Origin of the sequence: Pseudomonas sp. ICBG1301 (assembly GCF_016918385.1) — a bacterium.
Taxonomy (GTDB): Bacteria; Pseudomonadota; Gammaproteobacteria; order Pseudomonadales; family Pseudomonadaceae; genus Aquipseudomonas; species Aquipseudomonas palleroniana.
On sequence record NZ_JAEKGB010000009.1, the window covers coordinates 103,235 to 120,042 of the forward strand.

Annotated in this window: 14 protein-coding genes, 1 tRNA gene and 2 pseudogenes; 5 read left to right on the plus strand and 12 right to left on the minus strand. The window is 58.3% G+C overall.

The window, feature by feature from the left end; genetic code table 11:
- Positions 1 to 296: 296 nt before the first annotated feature.
- The 3 genes from JBE38_RS21410 to JBE38_RS21420 are packed head-to-tail and all read left to right on the plus strand — an operon-like array spanning position 297 to position 6,248.
- Positions 297 to 1,766 (plus strand): efflux transporter outer membrane subunit, encoded by a 1,470-nt coding sequence (locus JBE38_RS21410; protein WP_205345078.1) that lies wholly within the window; start codon positions 297 to 299, stop codon positions 1,764 to 1,766.
- Complete coding sequence (locus tag JBE38_RS21415) at positions 1,763 to 2,917, plus strand: efflux RND transporter periplasmic adaptor subunit (RefSeq protein ID WP_205345079.1); 1,155 nt, start codon at positions 1,763 to 1,765, stop codon at positions 2,915 to 2,917. The genes JBE38_RS21410 and JBE38_RS21415 overlap by 4 nt, the downstream gene beginning before the upstream one ends.
- A 10-nt stretch (positions 2,918 to 2,927) precedes the next feature.
- Positions 2,928 to 6,248: an efflux RND transporter permease subunit gene (locus tag JBE38_RS21420; protein ID WP_205345080.1), complete on the plus strand. Its 3,321-nt coding sequence runs from the start codon at positions 2,928 to 2,930 to the stop codon at positions 6,246 to 6,248.
- 630 nt (positions 6,249 to 6,878) lie between these two features.
- On the opposite strand, the gene JBE38_RS21425 is transcribed toward JBE38_RS21420, so the two are convergent.
- From JBE38_RS21425 to JBE38_RS21430, 4 genes and pseudogenes are all read right to left on the minus strand, one after another.
- Positions 6,879 to 7,421, minus strand: coding sequence for a lysis system i-spanin subunit Rz (locus JBE38_RS21425; RefSeq protein WP_205345081.1), 543 nt, complete (start codon positions 7,419 to 7,421; stop codon positions 6,879 to 6,881).
- Positions 7,403 to 7,618 (minus strand): annotated as a pseudogene (locus JBE38_RS27725) (glycoside hydrolase family 19 protein); the annotation flags it as partial. The gene JBE38_RS21425 and the pseudogene JBE38_RS27725, both read right to left, overlap by 19 nt.
- A pseudogene (locus JBE38_RS27730) lies at positions 7,610 to 8,190 on the minus strand (phage late control D family protein); the annotation flags it as partial. The pseudogenes JBE38_RS27730 and JBE38_RS27725, both read right to left, overlap by 9 nt.
- Before the next feature lie 135 nt (positions 8,191 to 8,325).
- Positions 8,326 to 8,416 (minus strand) — tRNA-Ser (locus tag JBE38_RS21430).
- Positions 8,417 to 8,569: 153 nt separating this feature from the next.
- Between JBE38_RS21430 and JBE38_RS21435 the strand changes: the two genes are divergently transcribed.
- Positions 8,570 to 9,241 carry a Bax inhibitor-1/YccA family protein gene (locus tag JBE38_RS21435; protein ID WP_060755618.1) on the plus strand — a complete coding sequence of 224 codons (672 nt, stop codon included), beginning with the start codon at positions 8,570 to 8,572 and terminating at the stop codon, positions 9,239 to 9,241.
- Positions 9,242 to 9,300: 59 nt separating this feature from the next.
- On the opposite strand, the gene murB is transcribed toward JBE38_RS21435, so the two are convergent.
- The 8 genes from murB to JBE38_RS21475 all read right to left on the minus strand — a co-directional run bounded on the left by murB (position 9,301) and on the right by JBE38_RS21475 (position 16,157).
- Positions 9,301 to 10,320 carry a UDP-N-acetylmuramate dehydrogenase gene (gene murB / locus JBE38_RS21440; RefSeq protein WP_205345082.1) on the minus strand — a complete coding sequence of 340 codons (1,020 nt, stop codon included), beginning with the start codon at positions 10,318 to 10,320 and terminating at the stop codon, positions 9,301 to 9,303.
- Positions 10,317 to 10,781: a low molecular weight protein-tyrosine-phosphatase gene (locus tag JBE38_RS21445; RefSeq protein ID WP_060755620.1), complete on the minus strand. Its 465-nt coding sequence runs from the start codon at positions 10,779 to 10,781 to the stop codon at positions 10,317 to 10,319. The genes murB and JBE38_RS21445 overlap by 4 nt, the downstream gene beginning before the upstream one ends.
- Positions 10,781 to 11,545 carry a 3-deoxy-manno-octulosonate cytidylyltransferase gene (gene kdsB / locus JBE38_RS21450; RefSeq protein WP_104994118.1) on the minus strand — a complete coding sequence of 255 codons (765 nt, stop codon included), beginning with the start codon at positions 11,543 to 11,545 and terminating at the stop codon, positions 10,781 to 10,783. Before kdsB ends, JBE38_RS21445 begins: the two co-directional genes overlap by 1 nt.
- A complete protein-coding gene (locus tag JBE38_RS21455) occupies positions 11,542 to 11,727 on the minus strand; it encodes a Trm112 family protein (RefSeq protein WP_003174668.1) in 186 nt (61 codons plus the stop codon). The genes kdsB and JBE38_RS21455 overlap by 4 nt, the downstream gene beginning before the upstream one ends.
- A 24-nt stretch (positions 11,728 to 11,751) precedes the next feature.
- Complete coding sequence (gene lpxK / locus JBE38_RS21460; protein ID WP_060755622.1) at positions 11,752 to 12,762, minus strand: tetraacyldisaccharide 4'-kinase; 1,011 nt, start codon at positions 12,760 to 12,762, stop codon at positions 11,752 to 11,754.
- Positions 12,762 to 13,190, minus strand: coding sequence for an ExbD/TolR family protein (locus JBE38_RS21465; RefSeq protein WP_104994120.1), 429 nt, complete (start codon positions 13,188 to 13,190; stop codon positions 12,762 to 12,764). The genes lpxK and JBE38_RS21465 overlap by 1 nt, the downstream gene beginning before the upstream one ends.
- Complete coding sequence (locus JBE38_RS21470) at positions 13,187 to 13,822, minus strand: MotA/TolQ/ExbB proton channel family protein (protein ID WP_060755624.1); 636 nt, start codon at positions 13,820 to 13,822, stop codon at positions 13,187 to 13,189. The genes JBE38_RS21465 and JBE38_RS21470 overlap by 4 nt, the downstream gene beginning before the upstream one ends.
- Positions 13,823 to 13,931: 109 nt before the next feature.
- Positions 13,932 to 16,157, minus strand: coding sequence for a DNA internalization-related competence protein ComEC/Rec2 (locus tag JBE38_RS21475; RefSeq protein ID WP_205345083.1), 2,226 nt, complete (start codon positions 16,155 to 16,157; stop codon positions 13,932 to 13,934).
- Between the two features lie 135 nt (positions 16,158 to 16,292).
- Here JBE38_RS21475 and JBE38_RS21480 point away from each other — a divergent pair, with 135 nt between their 5' ends.
- On the plus strand, positions 16,293 to 16,808 hold the full coding sequence (locus JBE38_RS21480) for a DUF2062 domain-containing protein (protein ID WP_090370293.1): 516 nt from the start codon (positions 16,293 to 16,295) through the stop codon (positions 16,806 to 16,808).

A 16,808-nucleotide genomic window follows, 5' to 3' on the forward strand; every position in this document is an offset into this window, starting at 1 on the left:
CTCTTGGTGTAAATCGAAGTTTCTAATAACCGAGCGCCCCATGAGAAACACTTACAGATATTGGGCGACGACCTGCTTAAAACTGCCGATGTACTCCCACGCGGAGAGCGTTTGAATGCAAATAGTCAAACGGGATTGGCAAACTTATTAGGAGTAGATATGTTGCCTGCCGGTGGCAATTACAGCATCGCAAATATTCAGCGCAACCATTGTTTATTTTTATGGTGATTCTTTTTATTCCATATGCCACTCATATTAACGAGTGACAGTTCGCGCCCTATAGGGGAAGCCTGCTTATGCAGTCAACTGCCAATTCAACGGTGAATCCAATGCGGTTGTTTAAAAGCCCCCGCCTACTAGCACTCTTTTTTTCATTTATCAGCACAGCCTTGCTCTTAAGTAGTTGCGCGACCACACATGTGGACCAACTATCAGTCGATCCAAAAGTTCCAGTGCAATGGGAAGCGCCAATGCCTGACTCACCGCGGGTAACTGAGCTGAAAAATTGGTGGAAATCGCAAAATGAGCCGGAGCTTGTGACGCTAATAGAGGCCGCTAACGAAGTTAGCCCCAATATCGCAAGCGCGTTAGCGCGAATAGAGCGGGCGAAGGCATCACAGGTACACGATCTATCATCTTTGCTGCCAGAACTAACAGCAACCATGTCGCGTAATAAGTCCCTTTCTCCACTCGCTAATGGTGCCTACACTCAAACTCAAACAGGGGTTCAAGTCAGTTGGGCGCTGGACTTGGCCAAACTTAATGGTTCGCAACTAAGCAGTGGTCAAGCGGGACTAGAAAGTGCCGATGCACAATGGCATGACGCCCGCATTTTGGTTGCAGCAGAAGTAGCCGACCTTTATTACGCGTCACGTATTTGTCAGCGTCAGTCCGAACTCTATAACCGGGACGCGGAGTCTTATGAGCGCTCGGTTCAGATGATGCTGCGTTCTTTGCAAGCTGGCATGGCTGCAGATGGGGATCTGGCAGCAGAGCGATATAACGCAGCGCAGGTGATGGGGCAGTTGCAGAAGCAACAAGCTACTTGTGAGCTACAGATCAAGGGACTAGTAGCCTTGACCGGACAAAGCGAACCTAGTCTCCGACAACTGTTGCAACCGGCCTGGCAACGCCCTCTGTCATTAGCCTCATTCAGCGTGTCGGCAATACCAGCCCAGGCCCTGAGCCAGCGCCCCGACGTCTATGTGGCCGAGCTGGATGTCATACAAGCTCAGGCAAGGGTCATGCAAGCGCAAGCCAACCGCTTACCTCGTTTGAGCCTGGAGGGTTTCGTCGGGCGCAGCAGTATCGATGCTGGAGACGTCAGCGTTCGCAATGCCACTAGCTGGACCTTCGGACCCCTGGCGCTAAATCTTCCGATATTCGATGCCGGACGTCGGGTTGCTGACCAGCGGGCCGCCGAGGAAGATTTCAATGCCTCAATCAGTGCGTACCACGCACGGGTTCGCCTTGCAGTACGCGAAATCGAAGAAGCCTTAGTGCAACTCGACAGTGCCGACCAGCGCTTGTGCTACAGCCGCGTCGCTGCTGAACAAGCGGCTATTCGTCTGCAGTCGAGCGAGCGCTTACTACAGGAAGGAATGCTCAGCCCGTTCGAGCTGGAGGAGCTCCGGCGCAAGGCGCGCGCGGCCGAGCAGGATTCGTTGGCCTTGGATCTGGAAGGTCGACGTGCCTGGACGACCCTCTACCGCGCTGTTGGCGGGGGCTTCGACCGCTCATCTATGAATATTGAATCTAAACCATGACCCAACCAACACCCTTGAACACCGAGGCCCGCATGCGACCTTCGCCTTTCTATGTCATTGCACTGGCGCTGACTCTTCCTCTGTTCATGACAGCCTGCGGGCCTACAGAACTACCAGCGGTTGCGGAGGACAGCAAGCCTGCACTGACAGTCAGCCTTGCCACCCCGACCTTGCAACCGGTGAGCAATGTGATCAGCGCCAACGGTTCAGTTGCTGCGTGGCAAGAGGCAATTATTGGCCCAGAGATTAACGGCTTGCGCGTAGAGGAAGTCTTGGTCCAAGTCGGAGACCGAGTGCGAAAGGGGCAACCCCTGGCAAGGTTCGCTCGCGATACGGTAGAAAACGATCGAATGCTGGCAGAGGCGGCCTTGCATGAGGCTAGCGCGGCGGCAGGAGAAGCACGTGCGGATGGCCAGCGGGCTCGTAACTTGGGGGATTCCGGCAACCTAAGCGCGCAACGTATTCAACAACTATTAACCCAGGAACAGACTACCCAGGCCCGCCTGGAAACTGCTCGGGCCCAGCTGGCGTTGCAGAAACTGCGCTTGAGCCAGACGGTACTGCGTGCTCCTGACGATGGAATCGTGGCTGCGCGCTCAGCAACCATCGGTTCGGTACCAGCCCAAGGTAATGAGATGTTCCGCTTGATTCGCCAGGGCCGCCTCGAATGGAGGGCGGAATTGGCTGCGCAACAATTAGAGCAGATCCGCCCAGGCCAAAAAGCCATGATCACCTCGCCTGGCGGCAGCATGTGGAGCGGTGTGGTACGTCTTGTTGCTCCGACTATCGATCCAAACTCACGTCGGGGGATGGTTTATGTGGACATCGACAGCGCGAAAACAGGGGGCGAGAGCTTTATCCCACCTGGGGCTTATGTCAGCGGTGAACTAATGACGGGGATACAACGAGCGATGATGGTGCCGCAGTCCGCTGTGGTGGCTCGTGATGGTTTTCACTTGGTATTTGTAGTGAGCAAGGACATGCAGGTCTCTGCACTGAAGGTTAGCGTTGGACGCATCTTCGGCGAGCAACAGGAAGTCCTATCAGGTCTTAAAGGAGCCGAGCGTATCGTCGCCAGCGGCGGGGCCTTTCTGAACAACGGTGACAGCGTTCGGCTAGCCGGTTCACCTGCCCACCCTGACCAGCATTGAGAGCCCCGACATGAATCTTTCGACCTGGTCTATCCGCAGCCCCATTCCTTCTATTCTGCTGTTCCTGATATTGAGTATTGCTGGTCTTTACGCCTTCCATAGAATGAAGGTACAGAACTTTCCGGATATGGATCTGCCGACCGTCTCGGTATCGGCGGCACTCCCGGGCGCGGCGCCACCGCAGTTGGAAACTGAGGTCGCACGCAAGTTGGAAGACTCGATTTCTTCCGTGCAAGGTCTGAAAAATCTACGTAGCACCATCCAAGATGGCATGGTGTCGATTTCCGCCGAGTTCCGCCTTGAAAAACCCGTGCAGGAAGCCGTGGACGATGTACGTTCGGCCGTGCAGCGTGTACGTGCGGACCTGCCGACAGACCTGCGTGACCCAATCGTTAGCAAGCTGAACATCATCGGTAGTCCGATCTTGGCGTTTTCTATCAGCTCTAGCGATATGGATGAGAGTGACCTGTCCTGGTATGTGGACAACACCCTGTCGCGAAACTTGAGAGGGATCAGGGGAGTAGGCTCGGTAACCCGCGTTGGTGGGTTGGCCCGTGAAATCCAGGTCGAGCTTGATCCATTGAAGTTGGAAGCGATCGGTGTCACAGCGGCCGAAATTTCGCAGCAACTGCGCAATGTACAAACCGACGCTACGGGCGGTTTGGTGGATCTGGGCCATAGCAAACAGCCGTTGCGTCTCATGGCTCGAGTAAAAAGCGCTGATGAGCTGACAGCGGTGGAACTGTCGGCTCCGGGTGGGCAGCATTTTCGGCTCGGGGAGGTGGCAAGCATCAAGGATACCGTTGCCGAACGTAATTCCCTGGCCTTGCTCGACGGTAAGCCTGTGGTCGGCTTCGAGATCGCTCGAGCCAAGGGAGCTGGCGAGGTAGAAGTAGGCAACGGGGTGCAGCAAGCGATAGCGCAATTGCGCCGTGAACGGCCCGACCTGCAGATCACTCAGGTCTTCGACTTCGTCCAGACTGCGCAGGATGAGTTCGATGCGTCCATGAGCATACTTTACGAAGGCGCGCTTCTGGCGATCCTCATCGTGTTCCTGTTTCTGCGGGATGTTCGCGCCACCCTGATTTCAGCTGCAGCCTTACCATTATCCGTACTGCCGGCATTCATCGTTATGGACATGATGGGGTTCTCGTTGAACGCAGTGACCCTGCTAGCTCTATCGCTGGTAATCGGACTGCTGGTGGACGACGCCATTGTTGAAGTGGAGAACATTGAACGCCACATAACCTTGGGCAAGACACCGCTGCAAGCTGCCAAGGACGCAGCCTCGGAGATCGGCTTGGCTGTGGTAGCCACAACTTTCGCGCTGATAGCGGTGTTTCTGCCAACGGCTTTCATGGACGGCATCGCCGGCAGGTTCTTCAAGCAGTTTGGCTGGACTGCAGCTCTGGCAGTATTCGCGTCTCTGGTAGTGGCGCGTCTACTGACCCCGATGATGGCAGCCTATCTAATGAAGGCTCATTCAAGACCCCGGAGTGACCCTTTTTGGATGCCCGCTTACCTGCGCATAAGCCAATGGGCTTTGGGTCATCGTTGGATCACCCTGTTCATGGCGGGTGGTTTTTTCGTCGGCTCGCTGATGTTGATTCCACTGTTGCCCCAAGGGTTCTTCCCTCCAGATGACAACTCTCAAACCCAAGTCACTTTGGAGCTACCTCCTGGTGCCACGCTGGCTCAGACCCAGGAGAAGGCCGAAGATGCCCGTCGTCGCTTGGAAACGTTGCCCCACGTGCAGCGCATCTTCACCACCATCGGTGGTGGCTCTGCGGGAAGTACCTCAGGCGAGGAAAGCAAGCCCGAAATGCGTGTCGCCATGCTTACCGTGCTGCTCGACCCTCGTAAGGAGCGGCCGAAGAAAAGTGTAATTGAGGACCAGATCCGTACACAGATGGCCGAGCTGGCCGGCGTGCGCAGCAAGGTGGGATTCGGCAATTCGGGTGAGAAGTACCAACTGGTGCTAGCAGGCGACGATCCTCGGTTGCTGGCTGAGGCAGCAGATGCAGTACAGCAGGACCTGCGAAACCTTCCCGGCCTGGGCAACATCTCCTCCAATACGGGTCTGGTCCGTAATGAAATCATCTTGCGGCCGGACTTCGCCAAAGCTGCCGAGCTAGGGGTTACAGGGACTGCTATCGCCGATACGTTGCGGGTGGCGACTGTCGGTGACTATGACCAATTGCTGGCCAAGCTCAATCTGGAACAACGCCAGATACCTATCGTGGTCAAGTTATCGCGAGATGTGCGGGAGGATATGCGTCTCCTGGAACGCTTGACGGTTAGGGGAGCCAAGGGACCGGTGCTGCTCAACCAGGTGGTGCAACTTGAGCAGAATGGTGGCCCGGCACGCTTGAGCCGAATCAATCGTGCACGCAGTGTCATCATCGATGTTGAACTCTCCGGTATGCCGCTAGGCGACCTAACTGCTCAGGTGGCGACGTTGCCCTCGATCCGCCATTTGCCTGGCGGCGTCCACCAGGTGACGCAGGGCGACGAAGAAATGATGCGCGAGTTGTTCACCGGTTTCGGCGTAGCCATGTTCAGCGGCGTATTGGCGATCTATGTAGTCCTGGTACTGCTGTTCAAAGATTTTTTTCAGCCCGTCACCATCCTTGCAGCGCTGCCCTTGTCGTTAGGCGGTGCCTTCGTCGGGTTGTTGCTGGCAGGTCAGGCGTTCTCGCTGTCATCGCTCATCGGATTGGTGATGTTGATGGGGATCGCTACCAAGAACTCCATTCTGTTGGTGGATTATGCAATCGAGGCTCGTCGCGGCCATCCCGGCCCGGATGGAGTGGCGACAGAGCAGCCTATGGGACGTACCGAGGCGTTGATCGACGCCTGCCACAAAAGGGCGCGCCCGGTCATCATGACCACTCTTGCTATGGGGGCAGGCATGCTACCGGTAGCCTTGGGCCTGGGCAGTGCCGACCCGAGCTTCCGAAGCCCAATGGCGGCCGCCGTCATTGGTGGATTGATTACCTCCACAGTACTGAGCCTGCTGGTAATTCCGGCCGTCTACACCATCATTGATGATCTACAGAGTTGGCTACGCAAACTGCCCAATATTATTGGCAACGAAAAATTCAGCTTCAAAAAGAAAGCTGGTTTCGGCTTGCTTGGCCTAGTTTTCATTTATTGGTTGGCATTTCCTATCATTCCTTTCCTCGAAATCCCGAACAAAATTGCCGTTATGTCGGTTCTGGTTGTGATTGGCGAAGTTTTATTTCTCATCGCGATAGCTCTATTGGGAAAAGAGTATTGGGAGCAAATAAAACAGTGGACTCTCTTCAAGCTCCGCAAGCGCAAGCACTAACAAATTGAGGGGCTGTCGTTATCGCCAAACAATTGAGCCCCCTGCATTTAAGCACTCCTTATTAAGGATCATCCTCTATAAATTGGAGGCGGTCCGGTTATCGACTTTAATTTAGGTTGCAGGACAGTTTATGAAAATGCGACATGGCCCTGAAGCTGGTCGAGTTACCATTCGTTCTAAATGGTGGTTTAGGCTAAAATGTTTTTGCACTTGGCTTCCAGTTCTATTCATGTGTTTTTTTCTTATAGCACTGACGTCTCCGTGGCTATTATGGGAAGGCGTGCTTAATATGATTAATGTTAGAGGCTCACCCCTCTTTAGCTTAGGCCTATTTTTACATTAATCGCTGATTTACAGTTTTTCATCGAATGAAATAGTAGCCGTCATCATGTAACGCAAAAGGAGTGACCCCGGCACTGCAGATACTTCCACTGAGAAATCTTATACCACCAGATAGTTATTCTTTACTTTTCATACTACGCTCAATCATCAGCCACATTGAAAAGATCATAAAAATATTTGAATGTCGCACGAAGCACGTACATCGCGCCTACAGCCTGAATATCAACTTATGAACTGCGGGGAAGGTGGCCGGTTAGAGGGTGACGCATACTGCCCGGCCGCTTTTTTTCACTTCGGTGTAGACACTTCTTTTGCGTAAGCCTGACAGGCACGCAGCGCGATCAATCCTTGGTCGCCGGCATCGGTGATCCCGATAATTCGTTGAGCATGCGCTGGGGCAAGTTGGGCTCTTGTGGTGCCATGAACCACGCGGCCGGTTGCGGCGGTGGTTGGCATTGCACTACTGCAGGTGGTTTCGGCGGCGGCGAGTACGACTGACAGCCGCAGATCAGCAGTAGCCAGGCGATCACGCAGGCGAACCTGCTTGGATTGCTCATCGGTCAATTCCTTGTAGTGTGTTTCGTCTTTACTCTGCAGGCGGAGCTCCAGGGCAAGTCGCTTGTCCTGCTCGGTACGTTGCAGAGCAGCAAACGCTTGGGATATTTCGTTGAGTGTGTCCGCCTGCAGCCGGGCTTGCCGCTCCAGCACGCGGCCATAACGCCAGTCCTGAGCAGTCCAGGCCAATGCGGCAGATCGTGCGACTACCACCACTAATAACAATCTGATAGCGGCGATACGGAACTGCGCAGGGATCAGATCGAAGAGACGCATAACACCGCCCTCGCCCTGCCCCACAATTGCAACCGATCCTCCAGGCCATTAAGGCCACCGTTGATCCGGCGAGTGATGGTGTTGAACTGGTCCTGATCCGCGAGTGCATTTCGCCCGTTTACAGACCAGAACCAACCAGCCGACTCTGCCGCTCATTGCGGCTGTTCGAGCAGCTCGGGGGTGCGCAGCACCTGCTCGACCGAGTCCACCAGGTACTCACCATCGAGGCCGACCTCGAACCCAGGGGCGTTGATCGACCGCTCGGCAAGGTGTCTGTCCGGCCGGGCATCTCCAGACGCACTCGGCGGTCGATCGATTAAACGCCGCTAACCGTGCTTTGGCTGCTGATTGAGCAGCGGTCTTGTTCGGGTAGATGTGCCGATCAGTGTGCACCGCTGGCAAGCCGTCCGGGGCGTCACCATTGTCGATGGTGGCCACCGTCAACTTGCCGTCCTTTTTGTTCTGATGCTTGGTCGACACGGCCTTGTGCGAATTGCGGTCCCTAGGCTGAATTGCCAGCGATTGAGATCGCTACGAGTCAGCGTAATCGCGCCGAACGCTTTGCCGCTTGCGGTCTTCCCTCTGTCGCGGCATCACCAGCAGCTTGCCGTCGGCGACCTTAGCCATGCAGTCGGTTTGCTTAGCCAGACGAGTGATGAAATTACTCGTTAAGTTGATCCACAAGGGCGACCTTCGTTGCCACCGGACAGCCTGCCTGCCAACCATTGCGAGAGGCGATATCGGCCACGACTTTCGACAAAGGTGCGTCCTACTGCCAGCCATCCCGGCATAGTTGCGCAAACTGCTTGAAATGATGCGGAAACGCATCCGAATTTATGCCGCCAGCTTTACCAAGCCCCAGAAACACAAAAGCCCCGCTTTCGCGAGGCTTTCGTCTGAATCTTGGCGGGAAACCAGGGATTCGAACCCTGGGAACGCTATTAACGTTCGCCGGTTTTCAAGACCGGTGCATTCAACCACTCTGCCAATTTCCCTTTTGCGTCACAGGAACAATAGTAGCCCTTCCTGCGTCAGCGGGCGCCATAATACCCGAATGAAACACACTGTCAAACTCTCGCCATAGCTTGTTACAGAGCGTCTGTTATGATCTTTGCGACTGAACGTTTCAAAACTGAAGGAGTGTCGCCATGCGCGAACAGAATTACGCAGTGAATGGCAACGCGCAGGCTGAGCAGCTTGAAGTCAGCCGCGTGTTGCGCAACACCTATGGCTTGCTCGCCCTGACCCTCGCATTCAGCGGCGTGATGGCGTATGTGGCGCAGCAGATGCGGGTGGGTTACCCCAATATCTTTGTCGTGCTGATCGGCTTCTATGGCCTGTTCTTCCTGACCAACAAGCTGCGTGACTCGGCCTGGGGCCTGGTGTCTGCGTTTGCCTTGACCGGTTTCATGGGCTTTATCCTCGGCCCGATCCTGAACCGTTACCTGGGCATGGCCGGCGGCGCTGAAGTGGTCAGCTCGGCGTTTGCCATGACGGCCCTGGTATTTGGTGGTCTGTCGGCTTACGTGTTGATCAGCCGCAAGGACATGAGTTTCCTGGGTGGTTTTATTACCGCAGGTTTCTTCGTGCTGCTGGCGGCCGTGGTAGCGGGCATGTTCTTCCAGATCAGTGGCTTGCAACTGGCGATCAGCGCAGGTTTTGTGCTGTTCTCCTCCGTGTGCATCCTGTTCCAGACCAGCGCCATCATCCACGGCGGTGAGCGTAACTACATCATGGCGACCATCAGCCTGTATGTGTCGATCTACAACCTGTTCATCAGCCTGTTGCAGATCTTCGGCATCATGGGTCGCGATGACTGATTGCTAGCACCCAAAAAAATGCCCCGTATCGCAAGATACGGGGCATTTTTGTTTCAGGCTCAATACTGGTTGGGTTCCATTTCCAGTTCGACCCTGAAGCGTTCAGCAATATCCTGCTGGATACGCAGTGCCAGGTTCGCAATGTCCTGTCCGGTGGCCGTGCCATAGTTGACCAGCACCAGTGCCTGCATCTTGTGCACGCCCGCATCGCCTTCTCGAAAGCCCTTCCAGCCGGCTTTGTCGATCAGCCAGCCGGCGGCGAGCTTCATCTGCCCATCGGCCTGGGGGTATGCCACGAGGTCCGGGTAGCGCGCTTGTAGCTCTGCGGCCAATGCCTGGGACACCAGCGGGTTCTTGAAGAAGCTGCCAGCGTTGCCAAGCACCACCGGGTCGGGCAGTTTCTCGCGGCGAATGCTGCAGATCGCGCGACTGACGTCACTGGCCGTGGCCTCGATGATCCCCTGCGTGGCCAGGCGCTGTTGCACTGGGCCGTAGTCGAGTTTCAGGTGCTGGGTTCGGCTGAGGGCAAAACGCACTCGCAAGATCAGCCAGCGCCCGGTCTCGTGCTTGAACAGGCTGTCGCGGTAGGCGAAGTTGCATTCGTCCAGACTGAACTCCCGTAACTCGCCGGTATGACGATCCAGGGCCGTCAGGCCGGCAAACACGTCCTTGATCTCCACGCCGTAGGCGCCGATGTTCTGCATCGGGGCCGCACCGACGGTGCCGGGGATCAGGCTGAGATTTTCCAGGCCGCAAAAACCCTGCTCCAGGGTCCACAGCACAAAGGGGTGCCAGGCCTCCCCGGCCTCGGCTTCCACCACCACGTGCACACCGTCATCGTGCAACACCCGGATACCCTGGGTCGCCATACGCAAGACCAAAGCGGGAATGTCGCGGGTCAACAGCAAGTTGCTGCCGCCACCGATCACCAGCAACGGCACCGCGTGCGCGCCAGCATAGGCCAGTGCTTCACGCACATCCGCATCGCTACGGGCTTCGGCAAACAGTTGCGCACGCACATCAATGCCGAAGCTGTTGAATGGCTTGAGCGATACCTGCGCAAGCACTTGCAAGGTCATAACCGCCCCTTTAATTCAATGACCAATAAATCGCAGGCTCGCTCGATCAGGTCCAGGACCCGTTCAAACCCTTGTTCGCCTTCATAGTAAGGATCCGGCACTTCATCGACCTCGGCGCCATACCGGCGCAGGAACAAATCCACTTGCGCCCTGCCCTGGCCCGGTTGCAACAGGTTGAGGTTGCGCAGGTTGCTGTGGTCCATGGCCAGGATCAAGTCATAACGCTCGAAGTCGGCGCGTGAAACCTGCTGGGCACGCTGGGCCGACAAGTCATAACCGCGTGCCAACGCCGCGCGCTGGCTACGCTGGTCAGGGGGATTGCCCACATGCCAGTGGCCAGTACCGGCCGATGCCACCTCAACCTGCCCTGCCAGCCCCGCTTCGCGCAATTTGTGGCGCAGTACGCCTTCGGCAGTCGGCGAGCGGCAGATATTGCCCAGGCAGACAAACAGAACTTCCATCACGCCCCCAGCAGGCGACGGACGCGCTCAAGGTCTTCAGGGGTATCGACACCAGCAGGCGGTGCTTCCAGGGCATCGCCCACATGGATGCGCACGCCATGCCAAAGAGCACGCAGTTGCTCCAGGGATTCGGTGTTTTCCAGCCAGCACGGGCCCCAACTGACGAAGTCATGCAGGAAACCGGCACGGTAGGCGTAAATGCCAATGTGGCGACGGTACGGCACGCCCTGCGGCAATACATCCGGCTGCCGGGCGAAGGCGTCGCGTGCCCAGGGCAAGGTCGAACGGCTGAAGGTCAGTGCCAGGCCATTGATATCGCTGACCACCTTCACCACGTTCGGATTGAACAGGGTGTCGATGTCTTCAATGGGTTCGGCAAGGGTGGCCATGCGGGCTTCGCCATGGGCTGCCAGGTTAGCCGCCACCTGGTCGATCACACTGGGCGGAATCAACGGCTCATCACCTTGCACGTTGACCACGATGGCATCGGGCGCAAGGCCAAGCTGCGTGGCCACTTCGGCCAGGCGGTCGGTGCCGGAGTTATGGTCTTCGCGGGTCAACACCGCTTCGGCGCCAAAGCCTTGGCAGGCCGCGATGATACGCGGGTCGTCGGTCGCTACCACCACGCGTTCGGCGCTGCTTTTACTGGCCTGTTCCCATACCAGCTGGATCATCGGTTTGTTGCCGATCATTTGCAGCGGCTTGCCCGGCAGGCGGGTCGATGCATAACGCGAAGGAATGACAACGGTAAAGGCAGTGGTCATTTATCCAGGCGCTCATCGGTCGTCAGGGTGCGGGCTTCGCTTTCCAGCATGACCGGGATGCCATCGCGGATCGGGTAAGCCAGGCCAGCACCTTTGCTGATCAGCTCGGTTTTGTCGGCGCTGAGCTTGAGCGGGCCTTTGCAGATCGGGCAAGCGAGGATGTCGAGCAATTTGGTGTCCATGAAGGTTTCCTGGAAAGAAGCGTTTTAAGGCAAGAGACGGTCAGGCAGCAGGCGCATCAGTTGCGTGTCGAACCAGGCGACAAACGCCGGCGACGGCGCCGCATCCACCGCAAGGTACCACCAGTCAGGCTGGGCAAAGGCGCGGCACTTCACCGCGTCCTTTTCGGTCATGACCAGCGGCAATGACGGCGTAAAATTCAAGACCTCGGCGCTGTAGGGCGCATGGTCGGCAAATGCATGGGGTATCGGCTGCCAGTGTAGCGTTTCAAGGGTATTGAAGAAACGTTGCGGATTGCCGATGCCGGCGACCGCGTGCACCGCCTGGCCCGGCGGAAAATAATCGATCGGCTGGCGCTCACCGGTACTCAGGTTGATCAACGCGGTGGGCATCAGGCGGAAGGCAAAGCCGTCGTCACGATCCGCTACGGCGCCGTTGTAAAGCAACGCATCCACACCCTGCAGACGCTCAACGGGCTCGCGTAACGGCCCGGCAGGCAGGCAACGGCGGTTGCCAAGCCCCCGCGCAGCATCGATCAAGACCAGCTCTAGGTCGCGGGCCAGGCGGTAATGTTGCATTCCATCGTCTGAAAGGATCAGGTCCAGGGTCTCGCTGGCCAGTAACGCCTTCACGGCGCGACTGCGATCAGGGTCGATCATCAACGGGACACCGCACCGCTGCACGATCAGCAACGGTTCGTCGCCGGCCACCTCGGCGCTGTGGCCGGCGTCGACCCGCCAAGGCAATTGCGGCGGTTTGGCACCGTATCCGCGACTGACGACCCCCACGCGCAAACCACTGCGCCGACAGTGCTCGATCAGCCACAGGATCAACGGCGTCTTGCCCGTGCCGCCCACGGTGATATTACCGACCACCACCACCGGCACCGGTGATTGGTAGATGTCGCCCTCACCCGCCAGGAACCGTGCACGCTTGCGCTGCACCACTCGGCGATACAAGGACTCCAGCGGCCGCAACAGCGCGAGAGCCGGATGGCCCTCGTACCACGCCTTGAGCAATCGATCGGAAAGAGGCATCAGGGTGCGCTCGCCGCCTCGACGGTGGACATGCGCAAATGGCTGAAGCCCAATTTGCCGGCAGCATCCATCGCTGTGATCACCGCTTGATGCTGGGTCTTGCCATCGGCACTGATCGACAGCGGCATCGTGGTGTCACCACCGGACTCCTTCTGCAAGGCTTCCATCAGGCTGTTGAGGTCGTTCTTTTCCAGCAACTGGTTATTCACCGAAAACACCCCATCGGCGCTGATGGCGATATCCAGTTGCTTGACCTGCTGATCTTCGGCCGGCGAGCCGCTGACCGCTTCCGGCAGATCGACCCGCAGCTCGGTCTGCCGGGTGAAAGTGGTGGTGACGACAAAAAACAGCAGCAGGATAAACACCACGTCGATCAGCGACGCGAGGTTGATATCGACATTTTCCCGTTGCTTGCGGCGAAATTTCACGCTTTGCCCTCAACTAGGTCCACATCGCGGTCGCCCTGCACCACTTCCACCAGCTTGATGGCTTCCTGCTCCATGCCGACCACCAGTTCATCGATGCGCCGTTGCAGGAAGCGATGGAAAAACACCGATGGAATACCGACCATCAGGCCGGCTGCCGTGGTGATCAACGCCTTGGAAATACCACCGGCCAACACCGCGGCGTTGGTGGTCATGCCCGAGCCCATGAACGAGCTGAAGATGTCGATCATACCCAGCACCGTCCCCAGCAAGCCGAGCAACGGCGCCATCGCGGCAATGGTACCGAGGGCGTTGATGTAGCGTTCCAACTCATGAATGACCCGGGCAGCGGCTTCTTCGATGCACTCTTTCATGATCTCGCGACCATGCTTGGAGTTGGCAAGGCCGGCGGCGAGGATTTCCCCCAGGGGCGAGTTGGCGCGCAGCTCCTTGAGTTTATCCTTGTCGAGTTGCTTGTTCTTGATCCAGCCCCAGACCTGCCCCAGCAAGTGCTCGGGGGTGACGCGGCTGGCGCGCAAGGTCCACAGGCGTTCAGCAACGATGCCGAGTGCGGCGATGGAGCTCAGAATGATCGGCAACATCATCCAGCCACCGGATTTGACCAATTCCCACACAGTGAATGTCCCCTCGAAAAAGTGCGCCACTTTACCATATAGGTTCAGCGGCGGGGTTCGTCGCCCCACGCCCCGTCCGTCGCAGGTGCCGGTCGTTGATAACACTGGGCTAAGGTAACGGTTCGCGCCAGAAACGGCGTTGACTGCGCGCAACGACCGGTGGCTTGAAGGCGCCCAATTGCACACGCACCGCGCCCTGCTCGGCGCTGTCGTAGACCCGACTGCCCGTGGCCCGATAACGTTCCATTACCGACGCATGAGGGTGGCCGAATGCATTGCCCCACCCTCGAGAGATCAGTACCGACTTGGGTGCCAGCCGTCGCACGAAGGGCCAGGAGGAAGAACTGCGGCTGCCATGATGGGGGGCTTGCAGCCAGTCGGTGGGCGTCGCCAGCGGCGTGTCGAGAAAAGCCCGTTCTGCCGCACGGTCGATATCGCCGGTGAGCAGCAGGCGCTCACCATTGGCCTGTACCTGTAACACACATGACCTGGGGTTACCGTCGAGCGCACCCGGCCATTGCCATAACGCGAACGACACACCGTCCCACACCCATGTCTCGCCACTGATACAGGGCCGAGCCGCGAGAACAGCCGGCAGCCCTTCGGTCTCGCCACCCACTACCCGGCCGACGGGCAGCCCCTCGGCTACCGCGACCGCACCGCCGGCATGGTCGGCGTCGGCATGGCTGAGCAACATCACGTCCAACCGCTCGACCCCGAGTTTCTTCAACGATGGCAAGACCACTCGCGCCCCTGAATCAACCATTCCGGATCGAGGGCCGGCATCGTAGAGCAAGCTGTGATGACGGGTGCGCAGAATCAATGCCTGGCCCTGGCCGACGTCCAGTTGCACCACGTCAACCTGCCCATGGGGCACCGGGTCCCTGGGAGGAAACACTGCCAACAGAAGCATCGGCCAACCCAGCAAGCGGAACGGCACGCCCTTGGGCAGCAGCAATACCACGGTACCCACGAGGCTCACCAGCCAATACCCCAACGGCACTTCGGCCGGTATCCAGGCGGGCACGCGCGCAGCCAACAGTGTCAAACCCTGGAACAGTCCATCCAGCGCCCCACCGGCCAGCCACAGCAGGCCCTCCCCGACAAATGGCACCCCTAGCAGCACAGTGCCCAGCAGCGCCAGCGGCAACACCACCAGGCTGACCCACGGCACAGCAAACAGGTTGGCGACCGGCGCGCTGAGGCTGATGGGCAGGCCGAGCACCAGCAACACCGGAAACAACCCGAGGGCGATCAGCCATTGGGGCCGGGTCCATGCCTGCCAGACGCTCCAGGGACCCAGACGTGCACCGAAGGCCAGCACCAGCACCGCAACCGCGGCAAACGACAACCAGAACCCCGGCTGCAGGCTGGACAAGGGCTCGAACACCAGCACCGCATTGAATGCCAGCAACAACGGCCACCAGCCGCCCAAATGCCGGAACCGCAGGCGCCACAGCAACACCAGGGCGACCATCATGCAGGCCCGCTGCACCGGCACACCCAACCCGGCGAGCAGGCCATAACCTAGCGCGGCGGCAAACGCCAAACCGCATGCCCATGGCAGCCACGGCAGCGCATGGGGCCAGCCACCATAGCGCGCCAACCCGGCCACCAGGCCGTAAATCAACCCTGCCAGCAAACCGATATGCTGGCCGGAAATCACCAGCAGGTGCACGGTCCCGGTGTCCTGCAGCACGCGCCAATCCTGCGCATCCAAGCCGGAACCGTCCCCCAGCACCAACGCCGTCACGGCGCCTTGGCGATTTTGCATATCCACGCTCATCAGCCGCTGGCGCAGGCGATCGCGCCACGCATCGCGAGCCGGCGCCAGGCGCTGGCCGTCCTTGACAGACGCAATGGCGCCAATGCGCTGGGCCAGCAACCACGCCTCATAGTCAAAACCGTGAAAGTTGAGCAGGCCGGACGGTCGCTTGAGCGTCACTGCCAGGCGCCAGCGTTCGCCACTGCGTACCGCCGGTCCACCGTGCCAGGACACCCGGATACGCTTGGGCAAACGCGCATGGCGCGACCGACTGTCGCTGAGTTCGAAGCGCACGCCGCTGCTCGTCTGCTGCGGCAGCCCGGTGACACGGCCCTCGACCCAGCGGGTCTGCCCGTCCAGCGCGGGTAGCAATCGATCATTCAGCGCCCACTGCGCACTGATGCAAGCCCAGCTCAGGCCCAGCAGAAAGAACGCCAGTGGATAGCTGCGCCACGGCAATAACATCAAGGCCAGCACCAGCATCGCCAACACCCCGCCGACCGGCGGCAGTGCCGGCAACCAGCGCAACGTCAGCAAACCGAGCGCGAGTGCGAACATCCCTGTTCTCATGGATCATCCTTTTCCAGTGATCCACTCAGTCTTAGCTGGGCGTCCGGCACGGCCTATGATGTTTTGTCACAAAGTCTGAATTTTCTGTTTATAGAATGCGCGCATACTTGCCCCTCGAATTGACCGGGACCCCTTATGCCACGGCGCTTATTCAAACGGTACATGCCCGATCCCAGTAGTATCAGGGAACACAAGTCCTTACGATTTCTCGGCACGTTGCTGCATGACCCCAACCTCTGGCACCTGAACCGACACTCCGTCGCACGTGCCATGGCGGTTGGCCTGTTTGCCGCGTTTATTCCGATTCCCTTTCAGATGCTGCTGGCGGCCGCCCTGTCCATCAGCGTGCGCGCGAATATGCCGATCGCTGTCAGCCTGGTGTGGCTGACCAACCCGATCACCATGCCGTTTGTGTTTGTCGGTACTTACCTGACAGGCGCCTGGCTGATGAACGTGCCGCCACGCAGCCTGCCCGATAACCTGACCTGGGAATGGATCAGCGGCCAGCTCAGCACGCTGTGGCAGCCGTTTCTGTTGGGTTCAGTCGTGTGCGGGCTGTTGTTGGGAGCTCTGGCCTATTGCCTGACGATGCTGTACTGGCGCTGGTGGGTTGGCCACCAGTGGAAAAAGCGCAAACAGCGACGCACCTGA

What these genes read in the sequence shown, in the direction of transcription:
- murB (WP_205345082.1), bottom strand. Translation starts at nt 10,320, where the DNA reads ATGACCTTGCAAGTGCTTGCGCAGGTATCGCTCAAGCCATTCAACAGC.
- kdsB (WP_104994118.1), bottom strand. Translation starts at nt 11,545, where the DNA reads ATGACCACTGCCTTTACCGTTGTCATTCCTTCGCGTTATGCATCGACC.
- JBE38_RS21415 (WP_205345079.1), top strand. Translation starts at nt 1,763, where the DNA reads ATGACCCAACCAACACCCTTGAACACCGAGGCCCGCATGCGACCTTCG.
- JBE38_RS21455 (WP_003174668.1), bottom strand. Translation starts at nt 11,727, where the DNA reads ATGGACACCAAATTGCTCGACATCCTCGCTTGCCCGATCTGCAAAGGC.
- JBE38_RS21435 (WP_060755618.1), top strand. Translation starts at nt 8,570, where the DNA reads ATGCGCGAACAGAATTACGCAGTGAATGGCAACGCGCAGGCTGAGCAG.
- lpxK (WP_060755622.1), bottom strand. Translation starts at nt 12,762, where the DNA reads ATGCCTCTTTCCGATCGATTGCTCAAGGCGTGGTACGAGGGCCATCCG.
- JBE38_RS21445 (WP_060755620.1), bottom strand. Translation starts at nt 10,781, where the DNA reads ATGGAAGTTCTGTTTGTCTGCCTGGGCAATATCTGCCGCTCGCCGACT.
- JBE38_RS21425 (WP_205345081.1), bottom strand. Translation starts at nt 7,421, where the DNA reads ATGCGTCTCTTCGATCTGATCCCTGCGCAGTTCCGTATCGCCGCTATC.
- JBE38_RS21475 (WP_205345083.1), bottom strand. Translation starts at nt 16,157, where the DNA reads ATGAGAACAGGGATGTTCGCACTCGCGCTCGGTTTGCTGACGTTGCGC.
- JBE38_RS21420 (WP_205345080.1), top strand. Translation starts at nt 2,928, where the DNA reads ATGAATCTTTCGACCTGGTCTATCCGCAGCCCCATTCCTTCTATTCTG.
- JBE38_RS21410 (WP_205345078.1), top strand. Translation starts at nt 297, where the DNA reads ATGCAGTCAACTGCCAATTCAACGGTGAATCCAATGCGGTTGTTTAAA.
- JBE38_RS21480 (WP_090370293.1), top strand. Translation starts at nt 16,293, where the DNA reads ATGCCACGGCGCTTATTCAAACGGTACATGCCCGATCCCAGTAGTATC.